At 52.5% G+C, this 17,792-nt stretch carries 15 protein-coding genes; 4 read left to right on the forward strand and 11 right to left on the reverse strand.

Annotated elements, in window-relative coordinates; genetic code table 11:
• The first annotated feature begins 57 nt into the window (after positions 1 to 57).
• The gene (locus tag ABC502_RS13050) at positions 58 to 732 is read left to right on the forward strand and encodes a DUF3334 family protein (RefSeq protein ID WP_330087586.1); all 675 of its coding nucleotides are present in this window, start codon (positions 58 to 60) and stop codon (positions 730 to 732) included.
• Here ABC502_RS13050 and ABC502_RS13055 read toward each other — a convergent pair.
• From ABC502_RS13055 to ABC502_RS13070, 4 genes are read right to left on the reverse strand one after another with little or no spacing between them, the layout of a single operon-like run.
• Positions 721 to 1,938: an ATP-binding protein gene (locus ABC502_RS13055; RefSeq protein WP_330087587.1), complete on the reverse strand. Its 1,218-nt coding sequence runs from the start codon at positions 1,936 to 1,938 to the stop codon at positions 721 to 723. The two genes, ABC502_RS13050 and ABC502_RS13055, sit on opposite strands and share 12 nt — an antisense overlap.
• On the reverse strand, positions 1,938 to 2,633 hold the full coding sequence (locus ABC502_RS13060; RefSeq protein ID WP_330087588.1) for a response regulator: 696 nt from the start codon (positions 2,631 to 2,633) through the stop codon (positions 1,938 to 1,940). Before ABC502_RS13060 ends, ABC502_RS13055 begins: the two co-directional genes overlap by 1 nt.
• The gene (locus ABC502_RS13065; protein WP_330087589.1) at positions 2,633 to 2,980 is read right to left on the reverse strand and encodes a DUF3019 domain-containing protein; all 348 of its coding nucleotides are present in this window, start codon (positions 2,978 to 2,980) and stop codon (positions 2,633 to 2,635) included. Before ABC502_RS13065 ends, ABC502_RS13060 begins: the two co-directional genes overlap by 1 nt.
• Before the next feature lie 38 nt (positions 2,981 to 3,018).
• Complete coding sequence (locus ABC502_RS13070; protein ID WP_330087590.1) at positions 3,019 to 3,873, reverse strand: MipA/OmpV family protein; 855 nt, start codon at positions 3,871 to 3,873, stop codon at positions 3,019 to 3,021.
• Between the two features lie 197 nt (positions 3,874 to 4,070).
• Here ABC502_RS13070 and ABC502_RS13075 point away from each other — a divergent pair, with 197 nt between their 5' ends.
• From ABC502_RS13075 to ABC502_RS13085, 3 genes are all read left to right on the forward strand, one after another.
• Positions 4,071 to 5,120: an LD-carboxypeptidase gene (locus ABC502_RS13075; protein ID WP_345916158.1), complete on the forward strand. Its 1,050-nt coding sequence runs from the start codon at positions 4,071 to 4,073 to the stop codon at positions 5,118 to 5,120.
• A gap of 164 nt (positions 5,121 to 5,284) precedes the next feature.
• The gene (locus ABC502_RS13080) at positions 5,285 to 6,319 is read left to right on the forward strand and encodes a LacI family DNA-binding transcriptional regulator (protein WP_330087592.1); all 1,035 of its coding nucleotides are present in this window, start codon (positions 5,285 to 5,287) and stop codon (positions 6,317 to 6,319) included.
• 3 nt (positions 6,320 to 6,322) lie between these two features.
• Positions 6,323 to 6,562, forward strand: coding sequence for an EexN family lipoprotein (locus tag ABC502_RS13085; protein WP_345916159.1), 240 nt, complete (start codon positions 6,323 to 6,325; stop codon positions 6,560 to 6,562).
• A 45-nt stretch (positions 6,563 to 6,607) separates the two neighbouring features.
• Here the strand turns inward: ABC502_RS13085 and ABC502_RS13090 are convergent, their stop codons facing one another.
• The 7 genes from ABC502_RS13090 to ABC502_RS13120 form a co-directional block, all read right to left on the reverse strand.
• Positions 6,608 to 8,338: an alpha-amylase family glycosyl hydrolase gene (locus tag ABC502_RS13090; RefSeq protein ID WP_345916160.1), complete on the reverse strand. Its 1,731-nt coding sequence runs from the start codon at positions 8,336 to 8,338 to the stop codon at positions 6,608 to 6,610.
• 3 nt (positions 8,339 to 8,341) lie between these two features.
• Positions 8,342 to 9,847 carry an MFS transporter gene (locus ABC502_RS13095; protein WP_345916161.1) on the reverse strand — a complete coding sequence of 502 codons (1,506 nt, stop codon included), beginning with the start codon at positions 9,845 to 9,847 and terminating at the stop codon, positions 8,342 to 8,344.
• 228 nt (positions 9,848 to 10,075) lie between these two features.
• The gene (locus tag ABC502_RS13100; protein ID WP_330087596.1) at positions 10,076 to 10,618 is read right to left on the reverse strand and encodes a DUF1566 domain-containing protein; all 543 of its coding nucleotides are present in this window, start codon (positions 10,616 to 10,618) and stop codon (positions 10,076 to 10,078) included.
• Positions 10,619 to 10,716: 98 nt separating this feature from the next.
• Complete coding sequence (locus tag ABC502_RS13105; protein ID WP_330087597.1) at positions 10,717 to 12,492, reverse strand: DUF1566 domain-containing protein; 1,776 nt, start codon at positions 12,490 to 12,492, stop codon at positions 10,717 to 10,719.
• 206 nt (positions 12,493 to 12,698) lie between these two features.
• Entirely contained in the window at positions 12,699 to 13,145 is a 447-nt protein-coding gene (locus tag ABC502_RS13110) for a nuclear transport factor 2 family protein (protein ID WP_345916162.1), read from the reverse strand.
• 155 nt (positions 13,146 to 13,300) lie between these two features.
• Positions 13,301 to 15,724, reverse strand: a complete 2,424-nt coding sequence (locus tag ABC502_RS13115; RefSeq protein WP_345916163.1) for a TIM-barrel domain-containing protein — start codon at positions 15,722 to 15,724, stop codon at positions 13,301 to 13,303.
• 3 nt (positions 15,725 to 15,727) lie between these two features.
• Positions 15,728 to 17,635, reverse strand: coding sequence for an alpha-amylase family protein (locus ABC502_RS13120; protein ID WP_345916164.1), 1,908 nt, complete (start codon positions 17,633 to 17,635; stop codon positions 15,728 to 15,730).
• Between the last annotated feature and the right edge of the window lie 157 nt (positions 17,636 to 17,792).

The raw sequence follows: 17,792 nt of genomic DNA on the forward strand, positions 1-17,792 counted from the left end.
GCGCAGCGCTCTATTTCGTCTTATACTGACAAAAATATAGCTGTAACAGGACGCCCCATGAAAAAAAATAAAATCGTCGCTACCGAAGATATTCTGCTGACCCTGTGTCAGTCGGTCAGCGAAGTACTGGCTGCGGCTGGTAACCGCGAGGTGAATTACTCACCCATGGTCCAGAAAATTCAAAAGACCTGCTTGCGACCAGATCTCGGTTGTTTTGTGCTGTTTGATGGTGGCTTTTCCGGCTTGGTGGTCATCAACTTTACCTCTCAGGCTGCGATGGAAATCTACCGCAAGTACATGATGAGCATGGGCATGCCGGAGTCCGAACTGGCGCAATTTCATACCTCGGATGAAGTCGGCAATGTGATGGGCGAGCTGATGAACCAGATTGTTGGTGATTTTACCAACAAAGTGCGGATCGACCTTCAAACCTCCATCAATCAAAGCCAGCCCAAAATGATGGCCATCAACAAGCAAGTGCAAATCCTTATTAATACGCAGTTGGATCAACCCCAAGCCAGACGGGTCACCTTTAGTACGCCTGAGCACAATATTTTTTATCTAGAACTGGCCATGGATAAAACCGAGTTTATTCAGTTGCATGAATTTGAAAAAGTCGAACAAGAACACCCTGATGATATTCTGGCCAATGCCAAACAGGGCAATTACGAAGTGGCCGATCAGGTGAGCCCGGATGTAGATGAAGACTTTTTACGTGACTTAGGTTTGTAACACCAGACTAAAGCGAGCTCCTCCCAATGGGCTCTGGCCAATGACCAGACGCCCCTGGTGCCACTCCATAATCCGGCTGACAATAGCCAGTCCCAGGCCAAAACCACCGGTGCCAGCACGCCTTGGCTCGTCCAAGCGCTGGAATGGCTTAGTGATCTCATGCCTGACGGCATCCGGTACGCCTGGGCCGTCATCGTCGACATGCAACCATAACTGACCTGACTTCAGCTCCACTGTAGCCAGGATCCTGCTGTGGGCAAATCCTTTGGCATTTTGCAGCAAATTGACAATAGCCCGCTCCAGATAGTGCCCATCCGCGGCACAACAGCAGGGGAGCGGCACTTTCAACTCAATAGCCGGACCAGGTAACACCGCCAGTTGTTCCTGCAGGCTGTGTAACAGCTCTGACAAATCCACTTGCTCGGGTTGGAGCTGAGGCATCGCCACTTCCAACCGGGCATAATCCAGCATTTCATCCACCAGCCGCTGCAGTACCAGCACATCCTGCTGCATTAATTGCTTTTCCTGAGCATTCAACTGGCTGGCCATTTCCAGCGCAAAACTCAACCGGGCCAACGGCGTACGGAGTTCATGCGATACCGCATGCGTCATTTCTTTTTGCAGCGACAATAAACGCTGAATCTGTGCCTGCATTTGACGCACACTATCGGCGATGGGAGCCAGCATTGAGTAACCGGGTAAGCTAACCTGTAATGGCTTACCCCGGCCAACCACACTAAGATCCCGTTGCAAATGCCGAATATCACGCGCCAGAGGCCAAAGCCATAAAGCAACCGCTATCCCCAGCAGCAGGAAAAACAGCAAAGTCAACCAAAGCCGAAGTGGCGACGAAGCCTCCAGCTGAACTGGACCAAACTGCCAGAGTTGCTCTTGCCCCAAAGCAAACAGATACAACTCATTCTGGTGGCCGAAAAGTGGAATAATCTCACCTTGTGCCAGCGCATGCATTTCTGCTGCCGGAAAAGGCACACTTTCCATTGGCAAAACTTGTGCCGGCAAAGCCAACTGAGCCGATAAATCTGGCCTTGGCTGTTGCAGTACCAGCTTAATTTGCTGCTGCCACAAGGCAACGGAAGGCGGTAGCTCATCTTTAGACCAGACCTGCCATAACTGCTCAATGCTCCAGCCAAGAGCTATCAACAGTACCAGCAGAAATAAATAAAACTGTAGAAACAAACGCTGCATCAGGCCGACCAGGCGTCCGCAACAAACAAATAGCCTTTACCCCACACAGTTTTTATTCGATAGGGTGTTTCGGTATTATCCGCCAGCTTTTTACGTAAATGCGACACCCGAACATCGACAGTGCGATCCAGGCCATCGTAAGGCCGGCCTATGACCTGTTGATGAATTTCTTCCCGGCGGACGGTCTGGCCGGCATGTACTGCCAGCATCCAGAGCAAATCAAATTCATAACTGGTTAAATCGACTCGCTCACCCGCCAGGAAGGCTTCCCTGGCCCGACGTTTTAATTGCAACTGACCAAAGCTCAGCTCATGGGTCTGACCAGGTTCGGTTGAATGGCGCCTTCTTAACAACGCATGAATGCGAGCCAGTAAAACGCGAGGCTCCACTGGCTTAATCACATAATCATCCGCCCCGAGCTCCAAACCCAGCACCTGATCAATATCACTCTGGCGCGCGGTTAACATCAAAATAGGTCCATGAAACCCTGGCCGGATCTGGCGGCATACACCATAACCATCCAGTCCCGGTAGCATCAAATCCAAAATAATCAGGTCCGGCTGAAAACGCTGGCAATGTGCAGCAACTTCCAGTCCATTGCCTTGCACCTCAACCAAAAACCCGTGCTGTATCAGGTAGCTTTGCACCAACTCAGCCAAGCGCGGATCATCCTCTACCAACAATACTTTACTCATTAGAATACACTCCAAGGTGCCACCAGGCGTCGGCGTCGCTTTGGTTGACGACTGACTGTTTTCAGGGTTTCATCCAGGAACACCTGCTCAGCATCCCGTAATGACAAAATAGCCTGTTCAGGCCAAATTAAACGAGAAGCCCACTGCCCCTGATGTTGTTGTTGCCAACAACTCAGAGCTTCATCAGCCAGGTACAAGCACAGATCAACCGGTACCGGGCTGGACCACACCACATGCAAATCGGCTTCACAACGTTCGCCCTGAGCACTGGCAATACACACCATAGGGCTGGCCGACCAGCACAAGCCAGAGGTGCACTGCTCGGCAGGATTCACAGATAATGGCATCAGCAGCATCCATGCCGTCTTAGATAATAATCCCATCATCAGAAAAATCGGTAGCTCCAGCCTAAGAACCAACTGTGCTGATACGATTGCTCCACCAGGGGACTTCGGGTCATAGCAGTATCCAGCCAGCGATAACGGTAAAAGGCCATCATGCGCCATCCGTCAGTCAGCGGCAAGGACCAATACAATCCCAGCTCAGGTTGCAGACTGGCTTTAGCCTGATAACGCGGCAGATAGGTAGCCTCGTCCGGACCAAGACCATAATAACGCTGCATCAGGTTTTCACTTTTCCAGAATAAACCAGCACTGAAGCGCCATTGACCCCAAGCTGTACCCAACTGACGGCCTGCCACGGCACTAAGCTCATGGCCATGGTGCTGACCACTGATATCTGTCCAGCCATTCAGTCGTAGTGTCCAATCATCAAACCAGGCGTTTAGTTGAACCCCACCATCCCAGGCGGTAGGTCGTCGCTCCACTTCATTGACAGAAACCTGTTGCTCTGCTGTCCGTGCATCCAGGGAGACAGTCGGCATATTGGCAAAGGTGTACTCCATGGAGGGAATGCGTGAGACATGCCAGCGGTAAAAATAGCCTTTTTCAGGATTTAACCGGCTTACCAAACTGATACTCCAGTGTGGTGAGAGATCCACCCCTGCTCCCAGTATGCCGTTGTCAAAGAAGGCGACTTTGCCATAATAGCTAATATCCGGCATCAGATAGAGTGGCATATTGGCAGCATCATACAGCGGACTGGAGCTTTGGCCAGCACCAACAGCCAGTGACAAGCGCCAGCTTGATTGCTCTACATAGCCATCGTCCAGCGTGTCTTTGTCGCCCGCAAAAGCCCAAGTAGAAGCTAACAGTAAAGTAGCCGCTTGCAACACTCTCATTCGCAGCTGCTCCATAAATCCGAATACCCTCAGTTTATCACTGACTCGAGATAGGCAGAATAGAGTTAACATTGTTTCACAATTTATCCGATGTTGAGAGACCGCTAGCAGGAATAAAAAATTCCGAAATTCAACTTGGATAGTAATAAATAATTGTATTAGACTGGTCACAGTTTACTCTGATGGGAGTCGCTTGCATGAATAAACGCAACTTTATAAAACTTGGTATCGCCTCTACTTTACTGCCACTGATGAGCAGTGTGGGCATGGTCCACAGCGCTATCAATCCTGGTGGAAAACTACGTCCACTTCCGCTCAAGCGTGGTGACACCATAGGGGTAGTCAGTCCATCGGCTGCCATTGCAAGCCGGATGGACGCTCAATTTGCTGTAGAGTCCATGCAAGCTCTTGGCTTTAAGGTAAAAACCGGCCCGCACTTCCAAAGCAGGCATGGTCACCTGGCTGGCCAGGATGCTGACAGAGCCGCTGACTTTAATGCCATGTTTGCCGATCCTGAGGTAAAAGCCGTGATCTGCCTGCGTGGTGGCTCAGGTGCAGCCCGCATTCTACCGTTGATTGATTACGATCTGGTACGCAAGCATCCCAAAATCGTACTGGGTTACTCCGATATTACCGCCATTCATAATGCCTTGCATGCTAAAACCGGCCTGATCACTTTCCATGGTCCCAATGGCAGCAGTCGTTGGCACGACTTTAATGTCCAGCAGTTTGAACAACTGTTTTTTCAGCGCGAGTTGATTAACTTTCAAAACGAACATAGGCCTGAAGATGATATTATAGTGCGTAGCAACCGCACCAGTACCATTCGCGGTGGAAAGGCCAGGGGTGAACTCATTGGCGGCAACCTGACCGTTTTAACCTCTTTGGCAGGAACCCCTTACTTGCCAGACTTTACCAATAAAATTCTGTTCTTAGAAGACATCAATGAGCCCCCCTACAAAATCGATCGGATGCTCAGTACTCTGCGTTTAAGTGGTGCTCTGGCGCAAATCAGCGGCTTTATCTTTGGGGATTGTGCCCGTTGTGAGCCTGGCGGTGGCTGGGGTAGCCTGACACTGGACGATATTTTGGACGATTACATCCTGCCACTGAATATACCAGCCTACACCGGTGCCATGATTGGCCATATACCGCGCCAGTTTATTGTCCCTGTGGGTGCCTCGGCCGAGATGGATGCCGATAGCGGCAGCTTCCGCTTGCTGGAACCGGTATTCCAGAGCAGTTAACTTACCCTCCTTTGCTTCAGCATTTGAATCCCAACCTGCTTCCGACTATGATAGGAAGCAGGTGTCTGCAAAGACCTTAATTAAGTCGTTGTCGCTCCGGTATCTTTCTTTATCTGGCTCGTTGCAAAACCATTGGCATAACGAGCCACAGTTGAGCGTAATCCATGAAAGAAAAAGCCACATCCTTCGATATTGCTTACCTGGCTGGTGTATCGCAATCTACCGTATCCCGGGCCTTACGCGACAGCCCTCAGGTCAATAAAGAGACCAGAGATAAGGTGCAGGCCATTGCCCGCCAGCTCAACTACAAGGTGGATAAAAATGCCAGCAACCTGCGTAAGCAGCGCAGCAGTACCCTGGCCTTGTTGCTGTTTGAAGATCCCACCACCGATGAGTCGCTGATCAATCCATTTTTCTTATCCATGCTTGGCAGCATTACCCGCGCCTGCGCCAAGCGTGGGCAGGATTTATTGGTGTCCTTTCAGCAGCTAAGCAATGACTGGCATGCCGATTACGAAGATACGAAAAAAGCCGATGGCATCATTTTACTAGGCTATGGCGACTACCAGGATTACGAGGAAAAGCTGAACAAGCTACTGGCGCAGGAAACCCATTTTGTCTGCTGGGGGGCCGATGTCGAAGGTCACCCGGATTTTACCATTCGCAGCAACAACCGTCAGGGTGGCCGTCTGGCTGGCGAACATTTGTTGTCTTTGGGCCACAAGCGATTTGCCTTTATAGGCAATGCCTCCGCTGGTAGCCCGGAGTTTAGTCAACGCTTCCTCGGTTTTAGCGATGCGCTGCAACAAGGCGGTATCCGCCACGACGCTATTGCCCAGTTCAATGCCATTTCAACCGAACAAGCGGGCCAGTTGGCCGTACAGAACCTGTTGGATAGCGGCAAAGCTGTCGATGCTATTTTCTGCGCCAGTGACTTGATCGCCATAGGTGTCATGCAAGGCATTCAACAGCGCGGACTTCGGGTACCAGACGATATCGCGGTGATGGGTTTTGATGATATTCCGGTTGCTTCATACACCACACCACCACTGAGCACTATTCAGCAAGACACCACTTTGGCTGGTGAAATGCTGGTAGAGAATCTGCTTCGCTTGGTGAACAATCAACCGATTGAAACCAATCAAATTGAGCCAAAAACCATCATCCGCGCCTCCTGCGGTACCACATTAAAAGGATAAGGAATGAAAAAAATCAGCATGTTACTCAGTTCTAGCCTGCTTTTGCTGGCTTGTGGCGGAGCTCCTTCTGCCGATAAACTGGCCAAGGATCCGGAGCTTTTGGCCAAGGTCATGATGGAGTGTGCCGAACTTCAACTAAAAGGTGAAAACACCGATATTGCCAAATGCAATAATGCAAAAAAGGCTCAGCAACAACTGATGAATGATGTCAAAAAAGAGCTGAATGAATTACTGGGCAATTAAATAAACCAGGGCTGCGCCTTTCATGCAGCCCTGCTCTCTGCTTTACTACCTTGACTGCAAGATCAGCAGGCCATCGCTGGCCAACAAGCTGCCATCCAAATCAAAGCCCCAACTTACTGACAGGCTGCTATGCTCTGCCAGCAGGGTGGCAATATCCGCCATTTCACCGGCCAGATTCAGCACAAACACCGTGCGCTGCTCACCCAGCTCACGTGTCACCGTCAGAATGCCCTGCTGCGGTGATTGCACCTGGTAAGAGCCCGCCAAACGCATTTCCGGCCGCTGCTTTTGCATCGCGATCAGCAAACGATGCAATTGCCACAAGGAATCCGGCTGAGCACGTTGCGCTGCCACGGTGCGATCACCGGCTGCAAGCTGCTGCGCCAGAAAATCCGGCCACCAGGGATCAAACGCCTGGGTAAAGAGCTCTTTTTGCTGCACCCAGCTAAGCTCAGCCTGAGTAAAACCTGCCTGATGGCTTTGGTCCCACAGCATCGGCGCCCGCTTGTACACATCATGGCCACTTTGCTGCTGGGTCATGCCAATTTCTTCACCGTAGTAGATGTATTTAGTCCCTGGCGAGCTAAACAATAAGGCAGCTGCCTGCTTGGCTTTGGCTTGACTTTCCTGCAGTTGGAAGCCCACTCGGTCCTGATCGTGATTGGTTAAAAACGGCGTGAAGAAGGCCAGCGGTGCGCCCGACTCCAGCCGGCGCTGCACATTCTGTGCCAGTGGATGCAAGGCGCCGTCTTCTGCCTGACCGGACTGCTGGCTCATGGTGCCAAACTGGGCTTCAGTGGCCAGCCCTTGCTGCAGCATATCCAGCACAATGTAACCAAATTCAAAATCAAAGCCCTGATCCAGCCCTTTGCCTTCACCCCAGTATTTGGCCGCCACCGGAATATCGACCCAGGCTTCGCCCACTAAGTAGGCTTCGGGATTGACGCTTTTAACAAAGGCATTGAAGTCTTTCCAATAATCAATGGTCTCGGGCAAGTCGGCCTGACCGCTAGGGCCACGCTCTATCACAAAGCGCACCGCATCGAGCCGGAAGCCATCAACCCCTTTATCCAGCCAGAATTTGGCCATCCGTTTCATTTCTTCGATCACATCCGGGTGCTCCAGATTCAGATCCGGCTGGGTGGCACCAAAGGCGGCGTAGTAGTACTCGCCCCGGGTCTCATCAAAATGCCAGACCGCTTCAGGCATATCGTTATCTGACCAGGCATGACCCCAGCCTTTGCCGGTTTCTGGCAGGCTTTCCCGCCAGATAAAGTAATCGCTGTACGGCTCAATGCGCTCGGCTGAGCGCTTAAACCACTGGTGTTCACGGGAAATGTGGTTGATCACCAGATCCAGAATCACCCGGATACCGCGCTCTTCAGCTTGTTGCAAAAAGCGCTCGAAGTCGGCCATGGTGCCATAATCCGATTCCACCTGATAAAACTCGGTAAAGTCATAACCATGATAAGACGGCGCCTCAAACATTGGCGTTAGCCAGATGGCATCAATGCCTAGCTCAGATAAATAAGGCAGTTTTGCGGTCATGCCATTAAAGTCGCCATGACCATCACCGCTGGTATCGTAAAAACTACGCGGCCAGATTTGGTAGAAAACCGCATCGTCCCACCAGGGCGCTTCGGTCTGCTCGAAAGGCGCTGCAGTTGGGGCTTGATAACCCGACTCGGGTGCCGGCTGGCAAGCGCTGACCGCAGCCAGAGCGGTCGCCAGGCCAGCGGCCTTAAGGGTGGTAGAAAACCAGGGATTCAGTTGCATCACTTATCCTTTGACTGTTTTGCTGGTTCGAACAAAGAGCACATAGACAGCGGCGATCAAGTAACTGACCCCGCCCAGTGCCAACGCATAAATGGCCTCGCCGCCGAAGAAGTACTTCAGCAAGCTGCCCAAAATGGCCGCCGCCAGTAGCTGCGGCAACACTATAAAGATGTTGAAGATGCCCATGTAAATGCCCATTTTGTGGGCTGGCAGGCTGTTCGACAGCATGGCGTAGGGCAAGGACAAAATCGAGGCCCAGGCAATGCCGATGCCGATCATTGGCAACCACAATAAGGCTGGATCCTGGATCCAAAAGAAGGAAAACAGACCCAGGGCACCACAGGTCAGATTAATGCTGTGAGTGCGCTGGGTGGTGATACGGCGGGCCAGCCAGGGGATAATCAAGGCAGCAATAGCGGCAAAGCCATTGTACACCGCAAACAAGACACCGACCCAATCAGCACCGGTATTGTACGCCAGCGAGGTGGTGTCCGAAGTGCCATAGTGATGACTGGTGACGGCGGCCGTGGTGTAAATCCACATGGCAAAGAGCGGGAACCAGGAGAAAAACTGCACCACCGCCAGTTGCTTCATGGTGCCCGGCATGGCATAAAGGTCATCAATAATCTGCACCAGCATGTTGCGGTTATTCTGCTGCTTAAACCAGCTGGTCAGCCATTGCAGCACGCCAAAGGAAGCAATCAGCGCGCCCAGTAAATACAGGTTCTGATCCAGCTGTTGCAGGTAAACAAAGCCCCAGAACAGCACGCCAATCACCACGGCCGCAGCGCCACTGGCCCAGTAGTTATCACGGACTTTCACCACTTCGACTTCCACCGGGTTGGCCTGCTGCTCGGCCGCTTCAAAGGCCGCCAGCTGATCCGGGCTGTACTCTTTGCTGCGCAAAATGGTCCAGCCTACCGCCAGAAACAGCACCACACCACCGGCATAGAAGGAATAGACCACCGAATCCGGGATCATGCCTTCCGGCGCAATGTTGGACACGCCAAACCAGTTGGTCATCATCCAGGGCAGCGCCGAGGCAACGACGGCGCCCACGCCAATAAAGAAGCTTTGCATGGCAAAACCCTGCGGCCGCTGTTTTTTGTTCAGGTTATCACCAACAAAGGCCCGGAACGGCTCCATGGTGACGTTAATGGCCGCATCCAAAATCCACAGCATCATGGCTGCCACCCACAAATGCGGTGAGTTCGGCATAAAAATTAGTGCCAGGGTGGTGGCAATGGCGCCATAGAGGAAGAAAGGCCGGCGCCGGCCCAGTTTGGTCCAGGTTTTATCGCTAAAATGACCGACAATCGGCTGCACCAGCAAACCGGTTAGCGGCGCTGCTACCCAGAGGATGGCAATCTGGTCCATCTCGGCGCCCAGGGTTTGGAAAATCCGGCTTACATTGCCATTTTGCAAGGCAAAGCCAAACTGAATGCCAAAAAAGCCCAGGCACATGTTCCAGATTTGCCAGAAACTAAGATCAGGTTTTTGTTGATGCATGGTTATTCTCAGAACCGCTGTTGATCTGTCTTTGATAACCCTATTATGGTGCAACAACAAGATGAATACGTATTCAAACCAGCAAAAGTGTCACCCACTGGTGCAAGGAGCTGGCAAATATGGCTGTAATTCAAACTGCATGTTCAACAGCAGCTTAGTTAAACTTTTGGGCGCTTCCCCACATAACCCATTTAATGGTTACCAACCGCTCATCGTTGTACGTAAACATTATTCATCAAACCGCACTAACCGTACGTAAAGCTCAGAGCTCTTATCTGTGCCAGTAATTGAGCCAATGAAAAAATGGACACTCCATGACTGGGTGCTGTATTTGACATGCGGTGATGATGTCCAGTAAGTACCATCCGAAGCATCCGGAAAGTTAGCGGTATTTACACTGGGAGACCAGCAGCGTTCTTCAATGATTGCAGCCAACTCATTTTTATTGGGTAAACGCCAATCGCTGTAACCTGCAAAGCTAAAGCTTTCCGCCATTTGTAAAGCATCAAGCCAGTGGTAACTGTTCATCACACCGACACATCCAGCACCATCCCAACTTTGTCCTATACTGCACTGCATCCACATCAATTTGGTTGAGTGTTGAGAGATAGTGCCGTCCCCGTGTACCTGAAAGTCTGTACTTGGAGTTCGAAAAGGGATTGCCGTATTCTCATTCGCACAGACGTCAGCGGCCATAGCTGAATGTCCTACCCCAACCAAAGCTAAAAGCCCGGCAAGCAGTAACATGGATTTAGACAAGACTGGGAACATTGTTTTCCTCCCAAAAAAGTAATATGGAGCAGCAACCCCCCAAGGCAACAAAATGCCGTAGGCCTGAAAGCAGTGCCGGGCCTGCCAATGGCAAGAACTTAGAGGGCATGCCGAACCAGTCGTACATGATACCCATAGTGCTTGTACCGGAAGTTAGGGTACCCATAGTAAAATGCAATACCCCAGGCATAGGAACTGTATCCAGCATAACTTGAAGACGTCCACCAATATGAACCGGTAGGTGTATTTGGGAAAAAATCAATATCAATTGATGGATTCACTCTGCCATTATGCAGCAGCCCAAGCAATTCAAATCTTGTCGGCAAGCGCCAATCGCTTGCACCACAGAGCCCATTACTATTGACAGCCATCACATAGGCATGGGTATCGCAGTCACTACCTAGACAACTGCCTCCATTTAAAGTCCCGTCCTCGCCACCATTGCTAGTGCTATCAGGCTCAAACCATGAGTAAGTATTGCTTTGGTCATGCAGGCCACCATCCTGTGTTTTTACTTCCCAAATGAGCCCTGTTACATTATCGCGAACGCAGCTCCATTGGCTTCCTTCAGCTTCACTGCCATCCGCATCCCAAGGTGTATTTTGCAAAGCCAGTGCATTACCATTCGCTGCAATTTTTGTGAAATCAAATCCCGTGGCACCATGGCCTAACTTTGTTAACGCGCCAGCACGAGCGGCAGCATCCCGACCAGAGTCACCATCCTGCCCCTGATACCCCATGCCCACAACAGGGCAATCTTGCTGGTTCATTGTCGCGTCCGCACACCAATAGATACCTGTATCGTTCAATCCACCAATAGCCACAAAAGGCGCTTCTGGCGCAGCAATTATCTCATTGCTGGTCAAGCCTTCCATAGACCCCACTGTAGCTGTCACTACCGCATAATAAGCCGTATTATTGGTTAAACCAGTTAATGTAAATGGATTGCTAACATTTTCCAACAATGTGCCGCTAGCGGTCGCCGGAAAACTTGTTACGTCAATATTGGGCTCAGTGTCGACATAAAGGTTATAGCTCTCCCCACCACTGATACCGAGCCAACTAAACGTTAACTCGCTATCTCCTGCCACCACATCAAGCAACTGCGGTGCAGCCACCACAAAACTGGCAGTCACTTCACAATGTTCTACGATTGCGCTTGTGATGTAGCTTGCTCCATCCAAAACTCCATTACAGCCACTGATAGTCGCAAGTTCAAAGCCTTCTTCGTTGCTTACTTCGAATACTGTCGATGCACCATGGCTTACTGATACGCTGGCTGGCTGAATGCTCCCACCAACCTCTGCGGAAGCATGGATTTCATAATGACTCAGGTCGAATACCACCAAGACCAGACAATGCTCCCTTATAATGCCCGTTGTAAAAACATTGCCAGTAAGGGTGCCGTCGCAACCATTGGCACTGGCTAAGGTATAGCCCTCATCCGGGGATAAAGTAAAAGTCGTTGAAGTACCATAACTAACCATTGCACTGTCAGGGGCTATTCGGCCCCCACCACTCACTACTGCGCCAACAGTAAAATCATTGAGCTCGAATGTTACAGCAATAGAGCACTGGGTACTGATGACATCCGTCGTATAAATATGGTCACTTAAAGAGCCTCCACAGCCAGTAGCGGTAGCAATACGGTAACCCTCATCCGGTAAGATACTAAAAGCAGTTACTTGCCCACCAAGCACAGTTCGGTATTCAGGAAATACTGTGCCCCCCGCGCTGGCGGATGAAGATACAATAAAGATCGCATCCCTCTCTGGATGAGAGCTTTTGTTGCAGCCTGTAAGCAGAAAAAGTACTAGCAGCCACCCAGCCAATCTGGATGCAGTCACAACTATAAAAATAATATGGCTATTCATAGCGTCAAACCAGTAACTTAATGCCTGTTTCTAATGAAAGTAAGCTTAGACTACAAGTTCATTATTAACAAAGTTTTATTGAATAACGCCTGGCCGCAGTAATAGAACCTCAGAGATGCATCATTATTAACACACTTGCAATCAACATTCCTGCGGCCAGGTAAATAGCACTGCAAGGGTGTCAAGTATGACTGGGACAAACCTGCTCATCGCTCATCATCCGGTTTTAGATCAAACTGCCCCTGACCGGATCCCATCTCCACCGGAACTGAGAAGTGTTCGTGGATAATTTTCCAGCCATCAGGTTGCAGTTGCCAGCACTGAGTGCAGCGCAACCAGTACAGATGCAGTTGCCCTTCGCTATCGGTGCCACCGCCGTAATTTAAAAAGTGACAAAAAGCCAGTTCAGTATCGGCTTGTACTTCCAACTGGTGCACTTCAAAACGAAACTCACCAGGGCAGAACGTCATGCAGTGCTGCCAGTGCTGTTGGTAGGCATCGCGGCTTTGAAACTGCAACGGTCCTATCGCATCAAAAGCCCGTAACGGCGGGCTGTAAAACTGCATAATGGCTTCGACATCTTTACGGGCTACCGCCTTACTCCAACTGTCTATCAACTGCCGGATCTGCTTTGCATGCTCTTGATCGGTCATCACGCTCTCCTGTGAACTGCTTTTAAAGCTAGTCGGTTAAGGATGTCGTATTTCGACCAAAACGACAGAAAGAAGTGGTGAAAAGATGTAAGCGGATGTCTCAAAAAAAACCAGCACCCGACCACTGTGCTGGTTTTTTACGGGAGAAATGGTGGTTAACGCAGCTGGAGCTGAGTATCCTGCTGCCAGTTAAATTGCACCACAATTGCGCCATCGCGGTTACGCCAGGCACCGGTTTCGCCTTCAGCCAGCGCTTCGGCTTGGATGGTAAAACGCTGCTCTCCCAGCTGTACTTGCTGCCAGTGCACCGGGGCCTGGTGCACCACCAACATCAATTGGCGCGCTGCCGGCATGCCGGGGAAGTCGCCCTGACGGCTTAGGCTGATTGCCAACTGCTGATCCTGTTGATTGCGGGCGCTGAACTGCAACAGCTCAAAAGCACCGTCCTCTAAGCTGGTGCGGCTGTGACCATCGTCATCGTACAGCTCGCCTTCGCTTTGGCCCACACTGGCATGGTGCCAGTAGTGCAGCTCCAGCTGCTCGGTGCTGTACTGATCCAGGCTTTGCAGCGGCGCCACCATCGGCACAAAAGCGCCAGCTTTAACCAGCACAGGAATGGTCTCCAGCGTCACCGGCACCTCGAGTTTTTGCCCCCCTTGATAGGCGGTGCCAGCAAAGAAATCAAACCAGACACCGGCCGGTGCATTGACCGTCCAGCTGCTAACGCCAGGCTTGGTGACCGGTGCGACCAGAAAAGCATCGCCCCACAGATAGCTGTTTTTCTCTGTCAGGTAGTCCGGGTTGTCCGGCTCCAGCCAAAACAGTGGGCGCATCAAAGGCAGTCCGCGGGTGCTGTGCTGGTAGGCCAGGGTATAGTTGTACGGCGTTAAACGGTAGCGCAAACGGATAAAGTCACGGCTGATGCGCTGGGTGGTGCCATCGTGGAACACCGGCTCAGGCGCGATGTGCTCCTGCGCGTGCGGCCGGTACACCGGTTGAAAGACCCCAAACTGCATCCAGCGGGTGTACATTTCGGCATCGAAGGTTTCACCGCCGGCAAAACCGCCCAGATCCGAGTGGATGTAGCCAAAGCCAAACAGGCTCATTTGCAGCGCCAGCTCCACTTGAGGTTTCAGGCCATCCCAGCTGCGGTCAACATCGCCGGTCCAGGGGATCATGCCATAGCGCTGCGAGCCCGGTGCGCCGGAGCGCATCATGATAAAGGGCCGAAGCGTCGGGTAATCGCGGACATGGCGCTCAAACACCATTTTGGCCCACTCATGGCCATAGGCATTGTGAATTTCATCGGCGGTGGCGGTGCCTTGCGGCAGGCGATGAATGGCATCGTGTGGGTGGACTTCAGGCTCCCCCAGATCGCCCCACCAGCCCGCTACCCCCTGCTGCATCAGGCCATGGTAAATCTGCCAGAACCACTCGGCCGCCTCGGGTTTGAACACATCAATCAGGCCGGTATTGCCAAAGTAAAAATCAAAGGTTCTGGGTTTGCCGGCCAGATTCAGCGCCAGCACATCCTCACGCACCGCTTCCTGCCAACGGTTGGAGCTGGTCAGCATAAAAGGTTCGGTGATTAGAATGGTTTTCACGCCCAGCTCACGAAAATCGGCGATCATTTGCTCAGGGTTGGGAAAGGCTGCTTTATCCCAGGCCAGATTGCCCATGTGGCCCTGAATATCGGGACCAAACCAGAACAGATCCAGCACGATGGCATCGAGCGGAAAACCCTGATCGACGAAACGCTGCACGGTGTCGCGGGCTTCTTGCTCGGTTCGGTAGCCAAAGCGGGAGGCGTAGTTACCGAGCGCCCAGCGTGGGGGTAGTGGCGGCATGCCACTGGCCTGCAAATACTGCTGCAGCGTGTCCTGATGGCTGTCGCCGGCAGCAACAAGGTAACCGGTGCGGCCACCGACGGCTTCAAATTGCAGCACATCGGCTTCGGTTTTGCCCAGGTCGATAAAGCCGCTGGCCGAGTTATCAAACAACAGCAGATAGTTGTGGCTGGAAATCACTCCGGGAATGCTGAAGTACATTTGCTCGGACTCGGTGGTGTAACCATAGTGCGCTTTGTTGTAAAGCGGCAGCCGGTGGCCACGTCGGTCCATGCCCAGCACCCGCTGGCCGGCGCCAAGTAGCTTTTCATCCGGCTTTAACTGAAAACGAAAACCGCGCAGGGTATCGTGCACAAAGAGGCCTTGCTCCTCGGCCAGAAAGACCTCGCCGTCGCGCAGAAAGCTCAGCCGCAGCGGCTGGGTCGCAACCCTTACCGTCAGGGCTTCGGTGCCGTAATACAGCACCTCACCCTGAGTTTCCAGCCCAGCCGCCAGCAATTGAGGTTTTGGTGGCAACGTAAAGGATGGCAGTTGTTTTACGCCCTCGTTTTGATAAAACACTTCCACCACCGCCGGCTGATGGAAGCGCAGCATCAATTGACCTGCGCTGGTCTGGATCAGCAGGCCCTCATCCGTCAGCTGATGGCTTTGGTAGTCCAGTGTCTGCGCTGGCAGCAGCCAGCTGGCAAACACCAGCAGGCTAACAAAGAGTGCACCTATGGATTTAAGCATGGCTTAGTGCTCCAGTTGCAGGATCAGAGATGCCAAAGGCGCCAGCGTCAATGGCACCAAGCCGACACCGTTTTGCACCGTCAGCGACACCGAAAGCTCACCATACAGCTGTTCCGTCAGGGTGTAACTGCCATCGGTCAGGCCCCAGGCGGCAATTTGCTCTGCCGGGATCTGCAAGTTCATCGGCGGGTAAGCCGCATCCCGCACATTGGCAACAATCAGTAATTTCTGTTCATCGGTCCAGCGCAGGAAAGACAGCAGCTTGTCATCGTAATGCTCGGTCGCCGCCCGGTTGGCGCGGTGAATTTCGGCGTAGTGGCCGTTCATGGCTGGCTGCTCAGCACTAAAGCGCATCAAACGCACATAGAAATCACGCAGCTTACGCTCTTCATCGGTCAGAGCGCCGCCGTCAAATTTGCCTCCGTTCATCCAGCGCTGATGAGCCGGCACACCCCAGTAATCAAAAATGGTGGTGCGGCTGGCCTTACCAAAACCGGCATCGTCGCTGGCCGCTTCGCCGACTTCCTGGCCAAAGTACAGCATGGTTGGCGAGGTGCTGATGGTGGCTGAAATCAGCATGGCGGGCATCCCTAAGCGGGCGTCGCCGGCAAATTCCGGGCTGGCAATGCGCTGCTCATCATGGTTTTCCAAAAAGTGCAGCATATGGTGCTCAATATCCGCCATGCTGTCCTGCACCTCCACCAACGCATCGGTGCTGCCGTGGCCTTGCATCGCCCACTTCAGGTTGTCGTAAAACTCGACCTTGTCGTACAGGTAATCCATCCGGCCCAGATGCAGATAATCTCGGTACAGATGCGGCTGGTACACCTCGGCCAGCAGGAAGGCATCCGGGTTGACCTGCTTGATGTGGGAGTTCAGGTAACTCCAGAACTCAACCGGTACCATTTCGGCCATGTCGTAACGAAAGCCATCGACACCCATGTCGATCCAGTACAGCACGATGTCACGAAATTTCTCCCAAGAATCTGGCACATCCCGGCCTTGCCAGAAGGTATAGTGATCCTCAATGCTTTTCTGTGCATACTCGGCTGGCAGGCTATCAAAGTCGTAACTGCCATCGGGCCGCACACCAAAGTTGATTTTGACCGTTTCGTACCAGTCATCAAAGTCTGGCTGGGCAGCGCGGGAGCCGTTGCCGGTCCACTTGGCGGGATACTCGTCAAACTGGCCATCGGCCAGCGGGTGCGGCTCACCGCCAAGTGGCAGGTAGTCCTCGGGCCAGGCCGGAACCTGAAAAGCTTCGCCCGGGATGTAGTAGAAATTGTTGTCGCGGGCGTAGGCCACACTGGTGTCGTCGCTGGCACCAAAGTCAGCCACCCCATCCGGCCGGCTGATGGAGTGATAGTTGCGCGCCACGTGGTTGGGCACAATATCAATCAGCACCTTCATGCCATGGGCATGGGTACGGGCAATCAGGGCTTGAAACTCCTGCAAGCGATTGGCCGGATCATCGGCCAGATCCGGACTGACGTTGTAGTAGTCTTTCACCGCGTAAGGTGAGCCGGCCCGGCCTTTCACCACATCCGGGTCGTCCAGCGAAATGCCATAGGCCGTGTAGTCGCGGATCACCGCATGATGCGGTACCCCGGTGTACCAGACATGGGTCACACCCAGCTCTTTAATGCCAGCCAGGGCTTCATCGGTAAAATCGCTGAATTTACCAACGCCGTTTTCTTCCAGCGAGCCCCAGGGCTTGTTGCTGGTGTTGGTGTTGCCAAACAACCGGGTAAAGACCTGATACACCACCGCCTTGCCTGCTTCCGCAGTCTGCTCGGCGGCGGGCTCGGCCTCTGGCTTGGCCGCAGCCGACTGCTCAGGCTGCGCCGCCGGTTGACAGGCCAATAAGGCGGCACTGGCGGCCAGCGCCAATAAGGATGGTTTTAACTGCATTGCTCTGCTCCCCGCAAACCATAAAAAATGCTTAACCCTAAAGTTACGCACTTCTTTGTGGCAAATCCGCACTTTTTGCACTGAATACGTATGCACCGTACGCCTTTGGCACATTTTAGGCAGACACTCAGGAGCTCTCCTTAATATCTCTCTAACG

Source organism: Alkalimonas sp. NCh-2, assembly GCF_039631345.1.
Classification (GTDB): Bacteria; Pseudomonadota; Gammaproteobacteria; order Enterobacterales; family Alteromonadaceae; genus Alkalimonas; species Alkalimonas mucilaginosa.